The organism is Ruegeria halocynthiae, from assembly GCF_900106805.1.
In the GTDB taxonomy this organism is placed as follows: domain Bacteria; phylum Pseudomonadota; class Alphaproteobacteria; order Rhodobacterales; family Rhodobacteraceae; genus Ruegeria; species Ruegeria halocynthiae.
Genome location: NZ_FNNP01000001.1, coordinates 961,516 through 977,883, shown reverse-complemented (window position 1 = coordinate 977,883; position 16,368 = coordinate 961,516). Strand labels below are relative to the sequence as shown.

Here is a 16,368-nt window from a genome sequence, read left to right as displayed (position 1 = left end):
ATCAGTTGTCTCGTACCAATATGGTGCCTCACGAGGCGAAACCAAAGGCTTTGAGACCATCAAGGATGAACTGAACCGACAGCGCGGCCAGCAGCATACCCAGCAGCCGGGTCAGCACGTTCAGTCCGGTTTTGCCCAGAATACGGGCGATCAGACCTCCGGCCAGAAAGAACACGAAGACAACCACCATAACGGCAAGCATGACGGCGCAGGCAGCTGCAATTCCTTGTATGCCGGGGTTCTGACCGGCCAACAGAATGATCGTTGCGATCGACCCGGGACCTGCGATCAGCGGAATGGCCAATGGGAACACTGATGGGTCAGGATGCTCTTCCTCTTCCGCACGGTTCTCGCGCCGCTTGTTACGCCGCTCGAACAGCATGTCGAGCGCGGTCAGAAACAACAAAGCACCACCAGCCACTTTGAATGCAGGCATCGAAATCCCGATAAAGCCCAGAACGGCCTCACCAAACGCGGCGAAGGCGATCAGGATGAAAACAGCGGTCAGGCAGCTGCGAATGGCAATCTTGCGGCGTGTGGCGGCGTCCATATCCTGCGTCAACGCAACAAAGACTGGCGTCGTGCCGAACGGGTCTATCACCACGAACATCGTGGTGAACGCAGTTATGAAAAAGGCCATGTCGATCATTTTTTGACCTCATGCTGAAGCTTGATCAGAATAGCCAAGGCCTCTTCGGCCATATCGCATGGAACGTACACATGATCATGATGATACCCGGCCACCATGTTCGCCGGAATATTGTTTTGGGCAAGTACGGCAGAGACAGAGGCAGTAAGGCCCACGCCCTCCTGCGACGAATGGACCTGCAAGGTGATACAGCGCATACCCACCGCATCTGTCGGGGCGGTCTCGATCGGAACGATCAGAGACAAGCCTTCAGTCTCAACATAACTCGCTCGTGTGTTCTCGGGCCAATCTTTCTGCGGTGGCCAGATAACAAAGGCGAATACACCCGGCTGAAGTTCGGGGCGCATGCCTGCAATCATTGCATTGGTTTCAAAGACGGGTTTCATCATGGGGCTTCAGCGTGTTCTAATCGTTCTGCGGCAGTGACCCACAGGGCCTCGGCTTTTTGCATGGCTTCGACCACCTCGGTAAATTTGCGGTTCCAAGTTGCCAGATCATTGACCCGGTCATCTTCGTAAAGAGTCGGGTCTGCCAGCTTGGTCGAAAGTTTTTCGTGCATTTCCGTCAGTTTTTCGATCCGCTCCTCACATTTGCGCAAATCGGCGCGTAAGGTCAGAACAGTCTCGCGAGCGGGGCGCTTGGATTTGGTTGTCCGGGACTTTTCCTTCACCGGTTTGTCACGGCCCAAAAGTAGGGCGCGATAGGCTTCAAGATCACCCTCAAACGATGTGACCGTACCGTCCGAGACCAGCCAAAGGTGATCCGCGACCAGCGACAGCAGGTGCATGTCGTGGCTAACCAGAATGACCGCGCCGGAATAGGCGGTCAGCGCTTCGACCAGCGCTTCGCGGCTTTCGATATCCAGATGGTTGGTCGGTTCATCGAGGATCAGCATATGCGGCGCGTCGATGGTTGCGATCAACAGGGACAGACGCGCCTTTTGTCCGCCCGACAGTCGACCGACCAGAGTTACCGCCTGATCTGCATTCAGACCAAACCCGGCCAATCGTGATCGCCACTTGCCGGGCGCTTCACTCGGGCGCAGACGGCGCAGGTGATCCAGAGGTGTTTCGTCCACATGCAGCTCATCCACTTGATGCTGCGCGAAATAGCCGATGCGTAGCTTTGAACTGCGGGTCATTTTACCCGCCATCAGGGGCAGGCGGTCGGACAGCAATTTCGAAAGGGTTGACTTGCCCTGGCCGTTCTTGCCCAGAAGAGCGATGCGATCATCCTGATCAATGCGCAGGTTCAGACGGCGTAGAACCTCGGTCTCACCATAACCGGTTACACCACCCTCAAGCTGAATAATCGGGGGCGATAGCTCTTCGGGTTCGGGGAATGAAAAGGCGCGCAGAGCCGCCTCTTGCGGGGTTGAGACCAGTTGGATGCGCTCAATCATCTTCAGGCGAGACTGGGCCTGAACGGCCTTGGATGCCTTATAGCGGAACCGATCCACGAAGCTTTGCAAATGTGCAATGCGGGCCTTGGCTTTGACATTCTCAGATTCGGCCTGCGCCAGACGTTCTGCGCGGCGTTCGGCGAACTTGTCGTAGGGTACCGCATAATAGGTCAGCTTGCGGTCTTCGAGATGCAGGATGGATCCCACGGCGCGGTTCAACAGCCCTCGGTCATGGCTGATGATGATAACCGTATGAGGATACTTGGCCAGATAGCTTTCCAGCCACAATGCGCCTTCAAGATCCAGATAGTTGGTCGGTTCGTCCAGCAGCAACAGATCGGGCTGCGAGAACAGCACGGCGGCCAGCGCCACGCGCATACGCCACCCACCGGAGAAATCGGAACAGGGGCGCAACTGGTCCTGATCGTCGAAACCCAGCCCTTTGAGGATCGACGAGGCGCGCGCCTCGGCCGACCAAGCGTCGATATCAACCAACCGAGTCTGAATCTCTGCAATGCGCGTGGGGTCCTGAGCAGTGTCGGCCTCGGCCATCAGTGCGCTGCGTTCTGTATCGGCTTCCAGCACCGTATTGATCAGTGAGACATCGGAGGAGGGCACCTCTTGCGCGATACCGCCAATCCGCGCACGTTTTGGCAGGGAAATGTTACCCGATTCCAGCGACAGCTCGCCCCGGATTAGACGGAAGAGTGTCGTCTTCCCAGTACCGTTGCGCCCGACAAGGCCCACCTTGTGACCATCCGGGATGGTTGCACTGGCGCCATCGAGTAGAGGGCGACCTTCGACGGCATAACTTATGTTCTCAATCCGTAGCATGTGGCGCTCTTATCAGAGCATTAGAGACGCCGCCAGAGGTCACCATGTTCAAGCTAGAAGCAATGTGTTAGCGCTGTTCCGGTTCGTCTTCCAATTGGTTTTGATATGCGTCCGGCTCAAACTCCTCCGACCTTGATTACGTTGATCTTTGTAACGGCACTGTCGGTTCTGACACTGAACATGTTCCTGCCGTCACTGGCGCATATGAGCGAAGATTTCGGCGTGGATTATGGCCTGATGAACGTGTCCGTAGCAGGGTATCTGTCGGTCTCTGCGGTCTTGCAGTTGATAGTCGGGCCGCTGTCAGATCGTTACGGGCGCAGGCCGGTGCTGCTAATCGCGATGGCGATATTTGTTGTCGCTTCGATTGGGTGTGTGCTGGCTGAATCGATATGGGTTTTTCTGACATTTCGCATGGTTCAGGCAGCAGTAGTGGCTGGGCCGGTTCTGTCGAGTGCCTCGATCCGCGACCGGTATCCACCTAACGAAGCCGCCAGCAAACTTGGCTATGTTGCGATGGCGATGGCACTGGCGCCGATGCTTGGGCCGATGCTGGGCGGTGCGCTGGACATGTTCTTTGGTTGGCGGGCCGGATTCGTATTGTACTCGTTGCTAGGGGCAGGGGTGCTGCTGTTGTTGTGGGTCGACATGGGCGAGACCAATACCAACCAATCTTCGACCTTCGCGGCCCAACTGCGCGAATACCCGCATCTGTTCCGTGCACGCAGGTTCTGGGGGTATGCCCTATGCGCTGCGTTTTCTATCGGCGGTTTCTTTAGTTTCATCACTGGTGCGCCATTGGTTGCGGCTGCATGGTTCGATCTGAGCCCTGCGATGTTGGGCCTGGGGATCGGCATTATTACCGGCGGTTTCATGGTCGGCAACTTTGTCACTGGGCGTATCGCCAAGCGCACACAGCTGACGACAATGATCTTAGTAGGGCGTATCGTTGCGTCGGCCGGGCCGTTCTGCGGGTTGCTTTTGTTCATCGGCAACATGGGCTCGGTCTGGGTGTTCTTCGGCTCGGCCATCTGCGTTGGTTTCGGGAACGGGCTGACCAATGCAAATGCTTCTGCCGGGGTGATGTCGGTACGCCCGAAACTGGCGGGCAGCGCGGCAGGTCTTTCAGGGGCCTTGATCGTCGCGCTGGGCGCAGTTCTGACCATGGTGACTGGCACATTTGTCAGTCCTGAAAACGGGCCCTATCTGGTTCTGAGCATGATGTGCGGCAGCAGCTTTGCGGGTTTATTGGCAGTGCTTTATGTCCGTCGATTGGACCGGAACGATCCGCTGCCCGCCGCGATCTGAGCCTTAAACAATCATAACGCTTTTCATGAGGTAAATACCGTGTTAGGCGGCGCGCGATGGATTTCGGCGCAGTTCGTGCGCCCTTTAGTAAGGAGAGGCCGACATGGCACTGGAACGCACATTCTCGATCATCAAACCCGATGCAACCCGCCGCAACCTGACTGGCAAGATCAATGCCAAGTTCGAAGAAGCTGGCCTGCGCATTGTCGCGCAAAAGCGCATCCACATGACCAAAGCACAAGCTGGCAAGTTCTATGACGTACACGCCGAGCGTCCGTTCTATGACGAACTGTGCGAATTCATGTCGTCTGAGCCGGTTGTTGTTCAGGTTCTCGAAGGCGAAGGCGCCATTGCAAAGAACCGCGAAGTCATGGGCGCAACCAACCCTGCAGACGCAGCCCCCGGTACCATCCGTGCCGAGTTTGCTGAATCGGTTGGCGAGAACTCAGTCCACGGTTCGGACGCACCAGAAACCGCCGCAGTTGAGATCGCTTACTTCTTCTCAGGCATCGAACTGGTCGGCTAATCTGCCGCCAGATCAAAGTTTTAGGCCGTGCCCATTCCGGGGCGCGGCCTTTTTCGTTGCTTAGACAACTTTGAGGTCGTTTTCCGTTACGCGGACACCCACGGCATCCAGATCCGAGATCAATTGGCTTTCAGGGGCAGGGCTGCTGCTGGCCTTGATCGCATCGAACCGTTCGCGCAAGGCCTTCTTTTCCTCGCCTTTGCAGTCATTCCATGGGCGCCCCTGCAAGCCCATGACCAGGACATAATAACCGATGAAATGCGGGCGTGTTCCGGCCTGCAACAGGCGCGCATAAGCCTCGTCTGCACCCAGTGTTCGCAGATCCTGAGCTGACATAATGCCCGCGCCTGCGCAGGCTTGCTCGAACGCTGGACCAAGGTTGCGGATGGAAGAGATCGGATCAGACATGCCTTGTCTTATCGCGCCAGACTCGACCTGTCACCCGCACAAGGTTGTTTGCCGTAGCCTATTCCGCTACCCAATCGTCAGGGGAGCGAAGCATGAACGATCTAAGCCTAAAGAATCTTGCGCAAAACCTGGATCTGATGAACCCGCCTGAGGGGTTTGTCGATGATCCGTTCCCTTTCTACGATGCGTTGCTGGAACACGCACCGGTTCTACGTCAGCCGGATGGGTCCGTGGTGCTGTCACACCACGCCGATCTGGACGCTATCTATCGAAACACGACGCTGTACTCGTCAGATAAAGAGGCGGCGTTTGGACCCAAATTTGGGGTTGGCTCACCTTTGTTTGAGCATCACACAACTTCGCTGGTGTTCTCTGACCCACCGCTCCACACGCGTGTGCGTAAGATCATGACTTCAGCCCTGACGCCACGCGCAATTACACGGATGGAGCCGGGTTTGATTGATACGGTCGATGCTTTGCTGGACGATATGCAAGGTAAAGCGCAGGTTGATCTGATCGAGGATTTTGCATCGACGATCCCGATCCAGATCATTGGCAATCTGCTGGACGTCCCAATGGATGAGAGAACACCGCTAAGGGATTGGTCTTTAGCCATTCTTGGTGCTTTGGAGCCCGCTTTGATCGAAGCTCAGCTAGAGAAAGGCCACACCGCGGTGCGTGAATTCAAGTCCTACCTTCAGGACCTCGTTGCCCGTCGCCGTGCCAATCCGGGTGATCCTGAGACTGATGTCTTGACGCGCCTGATCCGAGGTGAGGGTGCGGACGAGAAACTAAGCGAAATCGAGCTGCTGCAAAACTGTATCTTCATCCTGAACGCGGGTCACGAGACCACCACAAATCTTATTGGCAATGGGCTGGCCCTGCTGAACGATTACCCAGAGCAACGCAAACGCCTGCTGGATGATCCTGATCTGATCGCCTCGACGGTCGAGGAGGTCTTGCGCTTTCGGTCCCCAAATCAATTTGGCAACAGGGAAGCCACAGTTGAAGTTGAGATCGGGGGGCATCAGATCACCAGAGGGACCAATCTGCATCTTTGTATCGGCGCAGCAAACCGTGATCCCAGGGTGTTCTCTGATCCCACACGTTTTGACATCACGCGCAAGCCGAACAGGCATCTAGCCTTCGCTGGAGGACCACATGTCTGTGTGGGACTGACTTTGGCGCGTCTGGAAGGTCGCGTGGCGCTGGGGCGGTTGCTGAATCGGTTTCCGGGCTACAAAATCCAAGGGACGCGTGTAGGGGGCGGGCGTATCCGCTTTCATGGATACACTGCGCTGCCCGCGGTTCTTTGAATTAAGCCACAACGTTTACGCATCACTATTGATCCGGTCAGGATTTGCGTGACAGCTTTATCGTCGTCTCCAGTCCGGGTTTGCGATTGCGTGCCAGAAACGTACCCCCATGCATATGCGAAATGGCTGCGACAAGCGCGAGCCCAAGCCCTGCATTGCGCTCGGTCCGGGCTGGATCAAGTGTGACGAAAGGCATCTGTAAACGGGGCAAGTCGCTTTCGGGTACACCGGGACCACGGTCGCGAACGCTTAGAAATGTATAGTCGCCGTCTTCGCGAATCTCGATGGTGATGGCCGTGCCCGACGGTGCATATCGCATGGCGTTCTCAAGCAGGTTGGACAGCGCCTGCGACAGTAGCGGACGGTGGCCTTGAATGGGTGCGGCGTTGCCAGTGACCTCAAGCCGAATGTTTTGATCAGCTGCAACCGGCTCGTACAGCTCAACCACGTCACCGATCAGCTGCTGCAGTTTCACCAGCTCAAATTGTTCCCGCCCCAAACCAGCTTCGGCCCGCGAGATCTCGGTCAGCTGGCTGAGTACGCGCAGCAGATGGTCGATTTCGCCAGTCGCGCGTGCCATGTCGATCTCGCGATCCTGCTCGCTTTTGCCGGATTCTGCCAGAGATTCGACCCGCTGCCGCAACCGTGACAGGGGCGAGCGAAGATCATGAGCGATCGAGTTGGAGGTCGTGCGCAGGTTGCTGATCAATTCCTCGATACGATCCAGCATATTGTTCAGTGTGCCTGCGACCTGATCGAATTCGTCGCCTGTGCCGCGCAACGGCATTCGCAGCGCCAAATCGCCCGATACGATGTTATCGGCAGTATCGGCAATATCTTTCAGGCGTGAGAACACAAGTCTGGTCAGCAGCCAACCAGTCAACAAGCTAAGCGCCAGCGCAGTCGCCAGCGCCAGAGCGACCGATCGAAGAAGAACACGATCAAATTGTTGTCTGGCAAGTGAATCTCGTCCGACTAGCAACCTTTCTCCGCCGGGTAGTCTGACGGAGGCGGCGGATATTGGGACGTATTGATCGGTATCAGCCTTGCGCAATTGCAGATCAACCCAACCGCTGCCGGGCGTGATCCCTTCGGGCCAGTTAACCAAGTTACCTGCCAGCTTTGTCCCTTGCCGACCGGTCAGCAAATACAAAGCATCACGCTCGGCCGCCGTCGGCAAACGTCGTTCAATCGCGGTGATCAGCCCGATCATGCCCCGCCGCTCATACTCATCCGCCAGTCCGGTAAGCTCAGCCGAAACGACCGAGCGGGTCTCGTCTGTGATCGTGCGATTGGCGGTGACATAGACCATGGCGAGTACGGCTGCCGTCAGCAACGTGCTGAGCACCATGCTGGCCAGAACCAGCCGTGTGCGCGAATTTTTCAGCGACAGGCGCAGGTTATCCATCCGAAACCATGTAACCGGCACCCCGGACAGTTTCAATCACCGGATCAGCCCCGTCTTCATCAAGTTGACGGCGCAGTTTCGAGATATGGACATCGACCACATTGGTGTTTGGGTCAAAGTGATAATCCCACACGCCTTCTAGCAACATGGTGCGTGAGACGACGCGGTTTTTACGACGCAGAAAGAACTCCAGGATTTGAAATTCGCGCGGGGTCAGGGTAATTTCACGCCCGTTGCGCGTGACCTTGCGGGTCAGCAGGTCCATTTCGAGATCGCGGCAGGCGAGGGAGGGTGTCTCTTCTGACTCTTGCGGGCGGCGCAGTAGCGCCTCAATCCGGGCGTGAAGTTCCTGAAATGAAAAGGGTTTGACCAGATAGTCATCCGCGCCTGCACGCAGGCCTTTGACCCGTTCATCCACCGCACTCATGGCGGTTAGCATCAGAACGGGAGTTTTCAGTCCGGCCGCACGCATGGATTTGATCAGTGATAACCCGTCCAGTCCGGGCAACATCCGGTCCAGTACGACCGCATCGAATCCGCCATCGGTGGCGTGGTACAAGCCTTCGCGGCCGTCTGATGCAACTTCGACAACGTATCCTTCTTCACTAAACCCTTTGGCAATGAAATCCCGCGTGTCTTGGTCATCTTCAACGATCAACAAGCGTCTGCTCATGTTCTGGGCTCCTTCCCATCGGGATTTAAACACACATACTCTTTGAAAAAAACATGCCGGGTGCGATGCCGCACCCGGCTGTTCCGGCGGCGCGTGGACAATCCGTGCCAGCCAGAAATAAGCGCACCAGATTTCCCCATCATGTGGCACGCTTAGGTGTGGGGTCAGGCGATCTCGACCGCGACAAAAATCTGGTTGCCGCCGCGATTGATCAGAACCAGTGCCGGATCGGTCTTTTCGCTTTCCAGCGCTTCCATCAGCGCATCCGGGTTCACCGTGTCCAGATTACCCAGTCGCACAATCACATCGCCGCGCTGCAATCCGGCTTTGGCCGCCGGGCTTTCGGGTTTGAGATCCGTAACGACAACGCCATCGACATTCTCGGCCACGCCAATCTCGGCTCGGGCGGTCTCGGTCAGAGGCGCCACGGTCACACCCAGTGACGTGCCTTCGAACTTATCGTCAGCCACGCTGTCAGTCGCTGCCGAGGCGGATTGATGTTGACCGATTTTCAATTCAACCGCTTCTTGCTTGCCATTGCGCAGAATGGTCAGCTTGCTCTCGGTTCCCACCTTTGTTGTTCCAACCAGGATCGGAAGATCGCTGCTGGAATCAACGGCTTCGTCGTTGAAGGTCAGGATCACGTCACCTTGCTGCAGCACACCATCAGCCGGGCTGTCGGGTACAACATCTGAAACCAATGCGCCTGTTGCCGTATCGATACCCATAGCTGCCGCCAGTTCCGGGCTGATGTTCTGGATCGAGACTCCCAGCCAGCCGCGGCTGACTTCGCCGTCGTCACGCAGATCGGCCGTAATGTGATCGACAATATTCGAGGTAATCGCAAATCCTAATCCGACAGAGCCGCCACTGGGCGAATAGATCGCCGAGTTCACGCCGATCACTTCGCCATCCATGTTGAACAGCGGTCCACCCGAGTTGCCTTTGTTGATCGCAGCATCGGTCTGAATGAATTCGGCATAGGGCCCTTCTGAAATGTTACGGCCTTTGGCCGAGACAATACCGGTTGTCACAGTAGCGTTCAGGCCAAACGGGTTGCCGATAGCGACCACATCTTCGCCGACGCGAATGACATCGCTGTCACCCATTTCAACGGCTTGCAGGTCCTCTCCGGCATCGATCTTGAGAACAGCAATATCCGTTAGTGGATCAGTACCCACGATCTCGGCCTCGAATGTGCGGTCATCACTCAGACGGACGGTCACTTCACTGGCATTGTCGACAACATGGTGATTGGTGACGATATAGCCGGCCTCATCCAGCACGAAACCGGACCCGAGTCCCTGACTGGGCCCACGCTGCGGCATCTCGAAACCTTCCGGGCCGCCGAACCGTTTGAAGAACTCGCCAAAGGGATGACCGTCAAAGTCAAAGTCCTGCCCCTGTGTGGGTTTTAGCGTTGCGTCCTGCTTGGCGATGATCGTGACCACAGAGGGCGAAACCGTTTCGACCAGATCAGCCAGCGCCTCGTCTGCCATTGAGGGCAAGGCCGTGGTGGCCAGCATGGCCGCACCCAACGCGGTGACTCCCATCCAGTTGGACGTGCGTGGAAATAGTAGTGAGGATTTTCGGATGCTCATTGTGACTCCTGTCTGTGTTTGGCGGTTGATCCCGCGCGTTGAGAAAGGAGATGACCCTGCAACCTTTGGATATCCTGAGAGAAATATTAAGAAACCTTAATTTCGCCATGTTTTGCCGTTTAATTGACTCCGTTCGGCAGGGCCGGGCAGCAAGAATCAGCTTGGGGGCTTTGACGCGAATCGGTGGATTGTTGCCGATAAAGTCAATAATTTTGAAAAAGCATTGAATTGATTCATTTTTGTTAACAAAGAAACGGCGCGAAGGCCCGTTCGAAAAATCTTCTCCTCAAGGTTGCGATGTGTGAAAAATCTGAATTAGAAATACAGCATTATCCTCCTGTGAAATAGGAGGAATAAGCTGTTTATGTGCGGGTGCATACGGTGATCCGTCCGAGATCGGTAAAACAAATACAACCAATGGTAGATCGTTAGGTGTTGCATTGTTGCGCAAATGCCAGTCCGGCTTCGTTGAAATTTACCAATTCCTCTAATTTTACGTTGTTTGAACGCATCTGATCGGCGACATTGGTATTGCCCAAGTGAGGGGGGCCTGAGGCACTAGGGGGTGTCAAAGGCACATCTCGATCTCAAAGCGCTGAGCGGCATGTTAACGAGGGGGTCTTGTTTAGGTTCTGCAGCTCAAAGTCAGACAGCCTGATTGGTGATCTGATAGCGGTTTAGAGATTGGTGAAAGTGGTAGTCCTGTTTTTGGGCAACCGGCCCGGTCGACAACGACCGGGCCGTGTTCATTTCGGGGACGGGCCTGAGGGCTGGTTCGTTTTCCAACGCGCCCAGTCATCAGGGGTATCCAGATCAAGCAGGGCATTCTGCACAGGCAGTCGATGAAGATGAACCTTGCCCTTACAACGCCTCACAACAGAATGTGCGCCGCTATCGCCGGAAAGTGCCGAAAGTTCTGCAAAGAGTGACCGATCAAAGACAACCGGGTGGCCGGGAAGGCCGTCCTCGGTCGCTCCGCGCCAAACAAGGTTGTCGGGATGCGCGTGGACTGCACGGAGAACGTCACGTAGATCATCTGCGCTGAGGTCCGGCAGGTCAGATAACAGGATCATGGCCGCTGGCGCGTTCACGGGAACCAAGGACATTGCGCCCCGCAAGCTGGCATTCATACCCTCGTCGGCATCTGGAATTTCAACTGTAACCACGTCCAGACCTTCCAGCGCCCCAAAGCGCGGATGAGGCGCCGGGGGCAGGGCGACGATGACGGGCCCAACGGCGCGCGCCCTTTGAGCTATACGACGCAGTAGTGGTACGCCTTCTATCGGCTGCATCAACTTGTCGATACCACCCATTCGGCTGGATTGCCCGGCGGCGAGCAGGATGATGGGAATCTTGGTCATTTCACGAACATGCCGCCAAGGGATGATTAAGTCATCCCCGCATTCTCGCGCCGTCAGTGTCGAACAGAGGTGTTGTGATCACGCGCGCCTTGCACATCTGCCCAAGTATCTCGATCTCGACTTCGCGGCCGGCTGAGACGTGTTCGGTTGGCAGGAACCCCATTGCGACGGATTTGCGCGCATAGTGGGAATATCCACCTGATGTACAGAATCCAACAACCGCACCATCAAGCCAGATCGGCTCGTAAGCGTTAACGTCCGCATCCGCTGCGTCGACTTCGAACGCAACCAGCCGGCGCCCGACACCGACTGTGCGCTCGGTTTCGGTGGCTGTGCGACCCACGAAGTCACTGTTTTTTGAGAAAGAAATGAAACGATCCAAACCAGTTTCCGCCGCGGTATAGTCGGGAGAAAACTCGCTCATCCACGAGCCAAAGAACTTGTCGAGACGCAGACTCATCATCGCGCGCATTCCAAAAGGTGTGATGCTGTGGGGCTGACCTGCTTGCCACAACGTCCACCAAAGCTGCCTCTGAGCCATTGGATCGCAATAGATTTCATAGCCCAGATCCCCGGTATAGCTGACGCGCTGAACGATACAGTCGGTCATGCCAATGTTCATCTCGCGGACGTCCAGAAATCTGAGAGAGCAGGCATCATCGCGTGTGCTGGCCGAAAGAACCTCTGTCGCCTTTGGGCCGGCAATCTGGAACCCGTTCAACCGATCGCTGATGTTTTCGATTCCAACACCTTCGCCCTGATTTTGCAGGAACCAGCGCATATGGAATGCCTGACTGCCGTAAGAGGCAGTGAGGTGAAACAGACCCTCGTGCAGACAGGAAATGGTGAAATCGCCGATCAATTTGCCTTTAGGGGACAACATCGGCGTCAGCGAGACACGACCCGGTTTGGGTATGCGACCCGCCATGATGCGGTCCAGCCATGCGCGGGCATCAGATCCGGTGATGCGGTATTTGCCGAAATTGTGGACTTCGTTGATCCCCACGCCCTCCCGCACGGCGCGGACTTCGCGGCCAGTGGCTTCAAATGCGTTGGAACGGCGGAATGAAGGGGTTTCGAAACTGGGTTCATCACCCTGCGCAAAGTAGTTCGGAACCTCTAAACCATATTGCTGTCCCCAGACGGCGCCGAGATCGCTGAAGATATCATACATGGGCGTGGTTCGATTTGGGCGTGCGGCAGGCAGTTCCTCGTTGGGATAGGCGACGCTGAACCGCTTTTGATAGTTTTCGACCACCTTGGGGCGCGTATAGCCCGGGCTGATCCAGTCTCCAAACCGTGCTACATCCATGGCAAATACATCGCGCTCAGGTTCGCCTTCGATCATCCATTGCGCGAGGGTCAAACCAACGCCGCCGCCCTGGCTGAAACCTGCCATGACCCCACAGGCCGACCAATAGTTGCGTACGCCGGGCACAGGCCCGACCAGAGGGTTGCCGTCCGGGGCAAAGGTAAACGGGCCATGGATGACCGATTTGACACCCGCCTCGGCCAATACCGGGAAGCGCTGGTAAGCGAATTCGATGCTGTCGGTGATCTTGTCGAAGTCATCGGGCAGCAATTCATGGCCAAACTCCCAAGGGGTGCCATCAACCGCCCAAGGTTTGCAGGGTTGTTCGTAGAAGCCAATGCACAGCCCGCGCCCTTCCTGCCGCAGATAGCTTTCTCCGGCGGGGTCCATCACATGCGGGTGTTCGCCGCCTGCGTCGATGATGGCCTCGATCTCCGGAATGCTGTCGGTGACCAGATACTGATGCTCCATCGGATGCAGCGGGAAGTAGATACCCGCCATCGCCCCCACCTCACGCGCCCACAGACCGCCCGCATTGACGATATGTTCGGCATGAATAGTTCCCTTGTCGGTCACCACGTCCCAACTGCCATCTGGGCGCTGGTTGGTCTCGCGCACCATGCAATGCGTTTCGATTGTGGCGCCTCCCATGCGAGCGGCCTTGGCATAGGCGTGTGTCGTGCCAGATGGATCGAGATGCCCGTCCAGCGGATCGTAGAGTGCACCCAGAATGCCATCGGTATTAGTGATCGGAGCAATCTTTTTGATCTCATCCGGGCCGACGATCTCGGTTTCAAGGCCCATGAACCGGTGCTTGGCGCGCTCGGCCAGCAGCATGTCGAACCGGTCCTGATTGTCAGCCAGAGTAACCCCGCCGACATGGTGCAGGCCACAGGACATGCCGGTGATTTCTTCCAGTTCTTTATAAAGCCGGATGGTATAGCCCTGCAGAGCCGCCATGTTTGTATCGCCGTTCAGCGTGTGAAACCCGCCCGCCGCGTGCCAGGTAGAACCACTCGTCAGCTCTGAGCGTTCCAACAGCATGACATCCGACCAGCCAAGCTTGGTCAGGTGATAGAGAACCGAGCATCCGACGACGCCGCCTCCGATTACTGCGACACGAGTGGTGGTTTTCACGATGCATCTCCCTCGGATTTTGGCAGAGCCTGCCGAGGGCTCCGGTGCAATACTGTTCCGTTCGCGACACCACGCGTCGCTTGCCGAGCGCGCGCGTTGCCTAGATTAAAGAGGGCGCACCTTCAGCCCAGTAATCCGGTTGCCTTCGCGCGCTGTGACCTCGAACCGGAAGCCGTGAAACGAGAACACTTGACCCACGATCGGGATCATCTGAGCCTCATGAATCACCAGCCCAGCAAGCGTGTTGGCCTCATCATCCGGAAGAAACCAGTCAAGCGCACGGTTGGCGTCGCGGATGGTCATCGCGCCTTCGACAAGGAATTGACCATCGTCGGTGCGGGTGACGGGCACTTCTTCGTCGATGTCGAACTCGTCGGCAATCTCGCCCACAATCTCTTCCAGAATATCTTCGAGTGTGATCAGCCCGCGCAGCGAGCCATACTCGTCCACGACCAGCGCGAAATGGCTGTGCATCCTGAGAAATTCGCGCATCTGGTCGTCAAGCGTGGTGGTTTCAGGCACGAAATAAGGATCATTGGCAACCTTTGCGATGTCGAAATTCTTGAGCCGCTCCGGGTCCCCATCCGCACCGCCAACCTCGGCATACATCGCTCGGAACAGGTCCTTGGCGTGAACGACACCCACAATGTTTTCCTGTTCTTCGCGGAACACCGGTAGGCGGGTGTGTGGGCTTTCCAGACATTGTTTCAGGATCGCCTCGGGTTCGTCATCCGCGTCGATCATCTCGATGTTAGAACGGTGGAGCATGATTTCTTCCACCGCGCGGTCGCCCAGATCCAGCGCGCCCAGAATACGGTCGCGATCTTCCTTTTCGACCACGCCCTCGGAATGGCCCAGCTGCAGCGCGCCGGCGATTTCTTCCCGCACCGCAAGAATGTTGCTGTCCGGGTCGATCTGTACGCCAAACAGGCGCAGCACACCGCGCACCAAAAGCCGCACGGCCGCAACGACCGGTGAAAACACAGTTACAACAACGCCGATAACGGGCGCGACCAAGGCGGCGGCCTTTTCTGCGTTGGTAATTGCGTAGGTCTTGGGCAGCACTTCAGCAAAGATCAGCACCAGCAGGGTCATTACCAACGTCGCCAGCGCCACACCACTTTCGCCGAACAGCCTTGTAAACAAGGCAGTGGCCAGCGAGGCAGCAAGGATGTTCACAAGGTTATTGCCCAGCAGGACCGAGCCGATCAGACGCTCATTGTCGTCGGTAATATCCAGCGCCTTCTGCGCCCCGCGCGAACCTTTGTCGGCCTGTGCCCTCAGTTTTCCGCGCGACGACGCGGTCAGCGCCGTTTCTGAGCCAGAGAAAAAGCCTGATAGCACTAGGAGAAGGAAAATTGATCCGGTCGTGATCCAGAATGCGCTGTCAAGCAAAGAAGAGGTGGGTTCCATTGGTCCTAAGTTATACTTGTTGCTGCATCCGTTATGGGGTTGCGACCCCTTCCAATCAAGGGGTTAGCCCTGATCAGACCTGTCATCTTTGGCAAGCGGGTGGTGTTTCAGCACCAGTTCGGTCAGGCGTTCATCCAAAACATGTGTGTAAATCTCAGTTGTGGCGACGTCCGCATGGCCCAGAAGTGTCTGGATCGAGCGCAAATCCGCGCCATTGGCAAGCAGGTGCGTGGCAAACGCATGGCGCAGCGTATGCGGGGTTACCTTTTCAGGCGAAACACCGCCCTCGACGGCCAATTCCTTGACCAGCAGAAAAAAGCGATGCCGTGTGAGATGCCCTGATTTCCCGCGCGAGGGAAACAGAAAGCGTGACGCTTGCGCCCCTTTCGCAATCGCTTGTTCCTCAGCCGCGTCGCGGGCCTTTAACCAATTGCTTAACGCCTCGCGGGCAGGCGGGGACAACGGAACCATCCGCTCTTTGCCGCCCTTGCCAAGGACTAGCAGCATTTGAGGATCACCCCTGGCAGAACTTACCGGCAACGACACCAGCTCTGTCACCCGCATCCCTGTGGCGTAAAGAAGCTCCATCAGGCAGGTGTTGCGAATTTTGTCTGCGTCGGATCGACCCGTTCGGCGTGCTGCGGAAAGCAGGCGGTCGATTTCGGGCACATCCAGCGTTTTGGGCAGTCGTTTCGCGCGTCCAGGACCTTTGATCTGGATAGCGGGGTTACTGTCAAGCCATCCTTCTTCAAAAGCAAAGCGATACAACTGCTTGATCGCCGACAACCGTCGTGCCCGTGTCGAACGGGACAGACCCTGAGCATCGCAGTCGATCAGGTAGCCTTCGATCCTGTCTCGGTCTGCTTCGGCAAAGTCAGATTTGCATCGCACCAACCAGTCAGAGAAATCCTTAAGGTCTCGTCCGTAGGCAAGCAGGGTGTTGGTTGCTGCACCAAGTTCGGCAGCTTGCGCTTCGAGAAAGGTGGAAATCCATAAATCCTGAGACGATGGTGTGGTCAT

The 16,368-nt window shown here is 56.6% G+C and carries 14 protein-coding genes; 3 read left to right on the top strand and 11 right to left on the bottom strand.

The window, feature by feature from the left end; all coding sequences use genetic code 11:
* Window positions 1-28: 28 nt before the first annotated feature.
* From BLU89_RS04965 to BLU89_RS04955, 3 genes are read right to left on the bottom strand one after another with little or no spacing between them, the layout of a single operon-like run.
* Window positions 29-649 carry a MarC family protein gene (locus tag BLU89_RS04965; protein ID WP_074734943.1) on the bottom strand — a complete coding sequence of 207 codons (621 nt, stop codon included), beginning with the start codon at window positions 647-649 and terminating at the stop codon, window positions 29-31.
* Window positions 646-1,038, bottom strand: a complete 393-nt coding sequence (locus tag BLU89_RS04960) for an ACT domain-containing protein (RefSeq protein ID WP_074734942.1) — start codon at window positions 1,036-1,038, stop codon at window positions 646-648. Before BLU89_RS04960 ends, BLU89_RS04965 begins: the two co-directional genes overlap by 4 nt.
* Entirely contained in the window at window positions 1,035-2,885 is a 1,851-nt protein-coding gene (locus BLU89_RS04955; RefSeq protein WP_074734940.1) for an ABC-F family ATP-binding cassette domain-containing protein, read from the bottom strand. Before BLU89_RS04955 ends, BLU89_RS04960 begins: the two co-directional genes overlap by 4 nt.
* Before the next feature lie 105 nt (window positions 2,886-2,990).
* Between BLU89_RS04955 and BLU89_RS04950 the strand changes: the two genes are divergently transcribed.
* Window positions 2,991-4,193, top strand: coding sequence for a multidrug effflux MFS transporter (locus BLU89_RS04950; protein WP_074734938.1), 1,203 nt, complete (start codon window positions 2,991-2,993; stop codon window positions 4,191-4,193).
* 103 nt (window positions 4,194-4,296) lie between these two features.
* Window positions 4,297-4,719: a nucleoside-diphosphate kinase gene (gene ndk, locus BLU89_RS04945; RefSeq protein ID WP_050603574.1), complete on the top strand. Its 423-nt coding sequence runs from the start codon at window positions 4,297-4,299 to the stop codon at window positions 4,717-4,719.
* Between the two features lie 60 nt (window positions 4,720-4,779).
* On the opposite strand, the gene BLU89_RS04940 is transcribed toward ndk, so the two are convergent.
* A complete protein-coding gene (locus BLU89_RS04940) occupies window positions 4,780-5,127 on the bottom strand; it encodes a TfoX/Sxy family protein (RefSeq protein ID WP_074734937.1) in 348 nt (115 codons plus the stop codon).
* Window positions 5,128-5,219: 92 nt separating this feature from the next.
* Here BLU89_RS04940 and BLU89_RS04935 point away from each other — a divergent pair, with 92 nt between their 5' ends.
* Complete coding sequence (locus tag BLU89_RS04935; protein ID WP_074734935.1) at window positions 5,220-6,443, top strand: cytochrome P450; 1,224 nt, start codon at window positions 5,220-5,222, stop codon at window positions 6,441-6,443.
* 37 nt (window positions 6,444-6,480) lie between these two features.
* On the opposite strand, the gene BLU89_RS04930 is transcribed toward BLU89_RS04935, so the two are convergent.
* The 7 genes from BLU89_RS04930 to BLU89_RS04900 form a co-directional block, all read right to left on the bottom strand.
* Complete coding sequence (locus BLU89_RS04930; RefSeq protein WP_245709659.1) at window positions 6,481-7,887, bottom strand: sensor histidine kinase; 1,407 nt, start codon at window positions 7,885-7,887, stop codon at window positions 6,481-6,483.
* A complete protein-coding gene (locus BLU89_RS04925; protein WP_074734932.1) occupies window positions 7,844-8,524 on the bottom strand; it encodes a response regulator transcription factor in 681 nt (226 codons plus the stop codon). The genes BLU89_RS04930 and BLU89_RS04925 overlap by 44 nt, the downstream gene beginning before the upstream one ends.
* A gap of 164 nt (window positions 8,525-8,688) precedes the next feature.
* Window positions 8,689-10,125: a Do family serine endopeptidase gene (locus BLU89_RS04920; protein ID WP_074734931.1), complete on the bottom strand. Its 1,437-nt coding sequence runs from the start codon at window positions 10,123-10,125 to the stop codon at window positions 8,689-8,691.
* Between the two features lie 746 nt (window positions 10,126-10,871).
* The gene (locus BLU89_RS04915) at window positions 10,872-11,486 is read right to left on the bottom strand and encodes a nucleotidyltransferase family protein (protein ID WP_074734929.1); all 615 of its coding nucleotides are present in this window, start codon (window positions 11,484-11,486) and stop codon (window positions 10,872-10,874) included.
* A 31-nt stretch (window positions 11,487-11,517) separates the two neighbouring features.
* Window positions 11,518-13,935, bottom strand: coding sequence for a GcvT family protein (locus BLU89_RS04910; protein WP_074734928.1), 2,418 nt, complete (start codon window positions 13,933-13,935; stop codon window positions 11,518-11,520).
* 105 nt (window positions 13,936-14,040) lie between these two features.
* Window positions 14,041-15,348: an HlyC/CorC family transporter gene (locus tag BLU89_RS04905; protein WP_074734926.1), complete on the bottom strand. Its 1,308-nt coding sequence runs from the start codon at window positions 15,346-15,348 to the stop codon at window positions 14,041-14,043.
* A 63-nt stretch (window positions 15,349-15,411) separates the two neighbouring features.
* Window positions 15,412-16,368, bottom strand: coding sequence for a tyrosine recombinase (locus BLU89_RS04900; protein ID WP_074734925.1), 957 nt, complete (start codon window positions 16,366-16,368; stop codon window positions 15,412-15,414).

Bases quoted from the DNA above. Each gene is read 5' to 3' on its own strand.
- BLU89_RS04965 (WP_074734943.1), bottom strand. From the start codon at position 649: ATGATCGACATGGCCTTTTTCATAACTGCGTTCACCACGATGTTCGTG.
- BLU89_RS04960 (WP_074734942.1), bottom strand. From the start codon at position 1,038: ATGATGAAACCCGTCTTTGAAACCAATGCAATGATTGCAGGCATGCGC.
- BLU89_RS04955 (WP_074734940.1), bottom strand. From the start codon at position 2,885: ATGCTACGGATTGAGAACATAAGTTATGCCGTCGAAGGTCGCCCTCTA.
- BLU89_RS04950 (WP_074734938.1), top strand. From the start codon at position 2,991: ATGCGTCCGGCTCAAACTCCTCCGACCTTGATTACGTTGATCTTTGTA.
- ndk (WP_050603574.1), top strand. From the start codon at position 4,297: ATGGCACTGGAACGCACATTCTCGATCATCAAACCCGATGCAACCCGC.
- BLU89_RS04940 (WP_074734937.1), bottom strand. From the start codon at position 5,127: ATGTCTGATCCGATCTCTTCCATCCGCAACCTTGGTCCAGCGTTCGAG.
- BLU89_RS04935 (WP_074734935.1), top strand. From the start codon at position 5,220: ATGAACGATCTAAGCCTAAAGAATCTTGCGCAAAACCTGGATCTGATG.
- BLU89_RS04925 (WP_074734932.1), bottom strand. From the start codon at position 8,524: ATGAGCAGACGCTTGTTGATCGTTGAAGATGACCAAGACACGCGGGAT.
- BLU89_RS04920 (WP_074734931.1), bottom strand. From the start codon at position 10,125: ATGAGCATCCGAAAATCCTCACTACTATTTCCACGCACGTCCAACTGG.
- BLU89_RS04915 (WP_074734929.1), bottom strand. From the start codon at position 11,486: ATGACCAAGATTCCCATCATCCTGCTCGCCGCCGGGCAATCCAGCCGA.
- BLU89_RS04905 (WP_074734926.1), bottom strand. From the start codon at position 15,348: ATGGAACCCACCTCTTCTTTGCTTGACAGCGCATTCTGGATCACGACC.
- BLU89_RS04900 (WP_074734925.1), bottom strand. From the start codon at position 16,368: ATGACCACACCATCGTCTCAGGATTTATGGATTTCCACCTTTCTCGAA.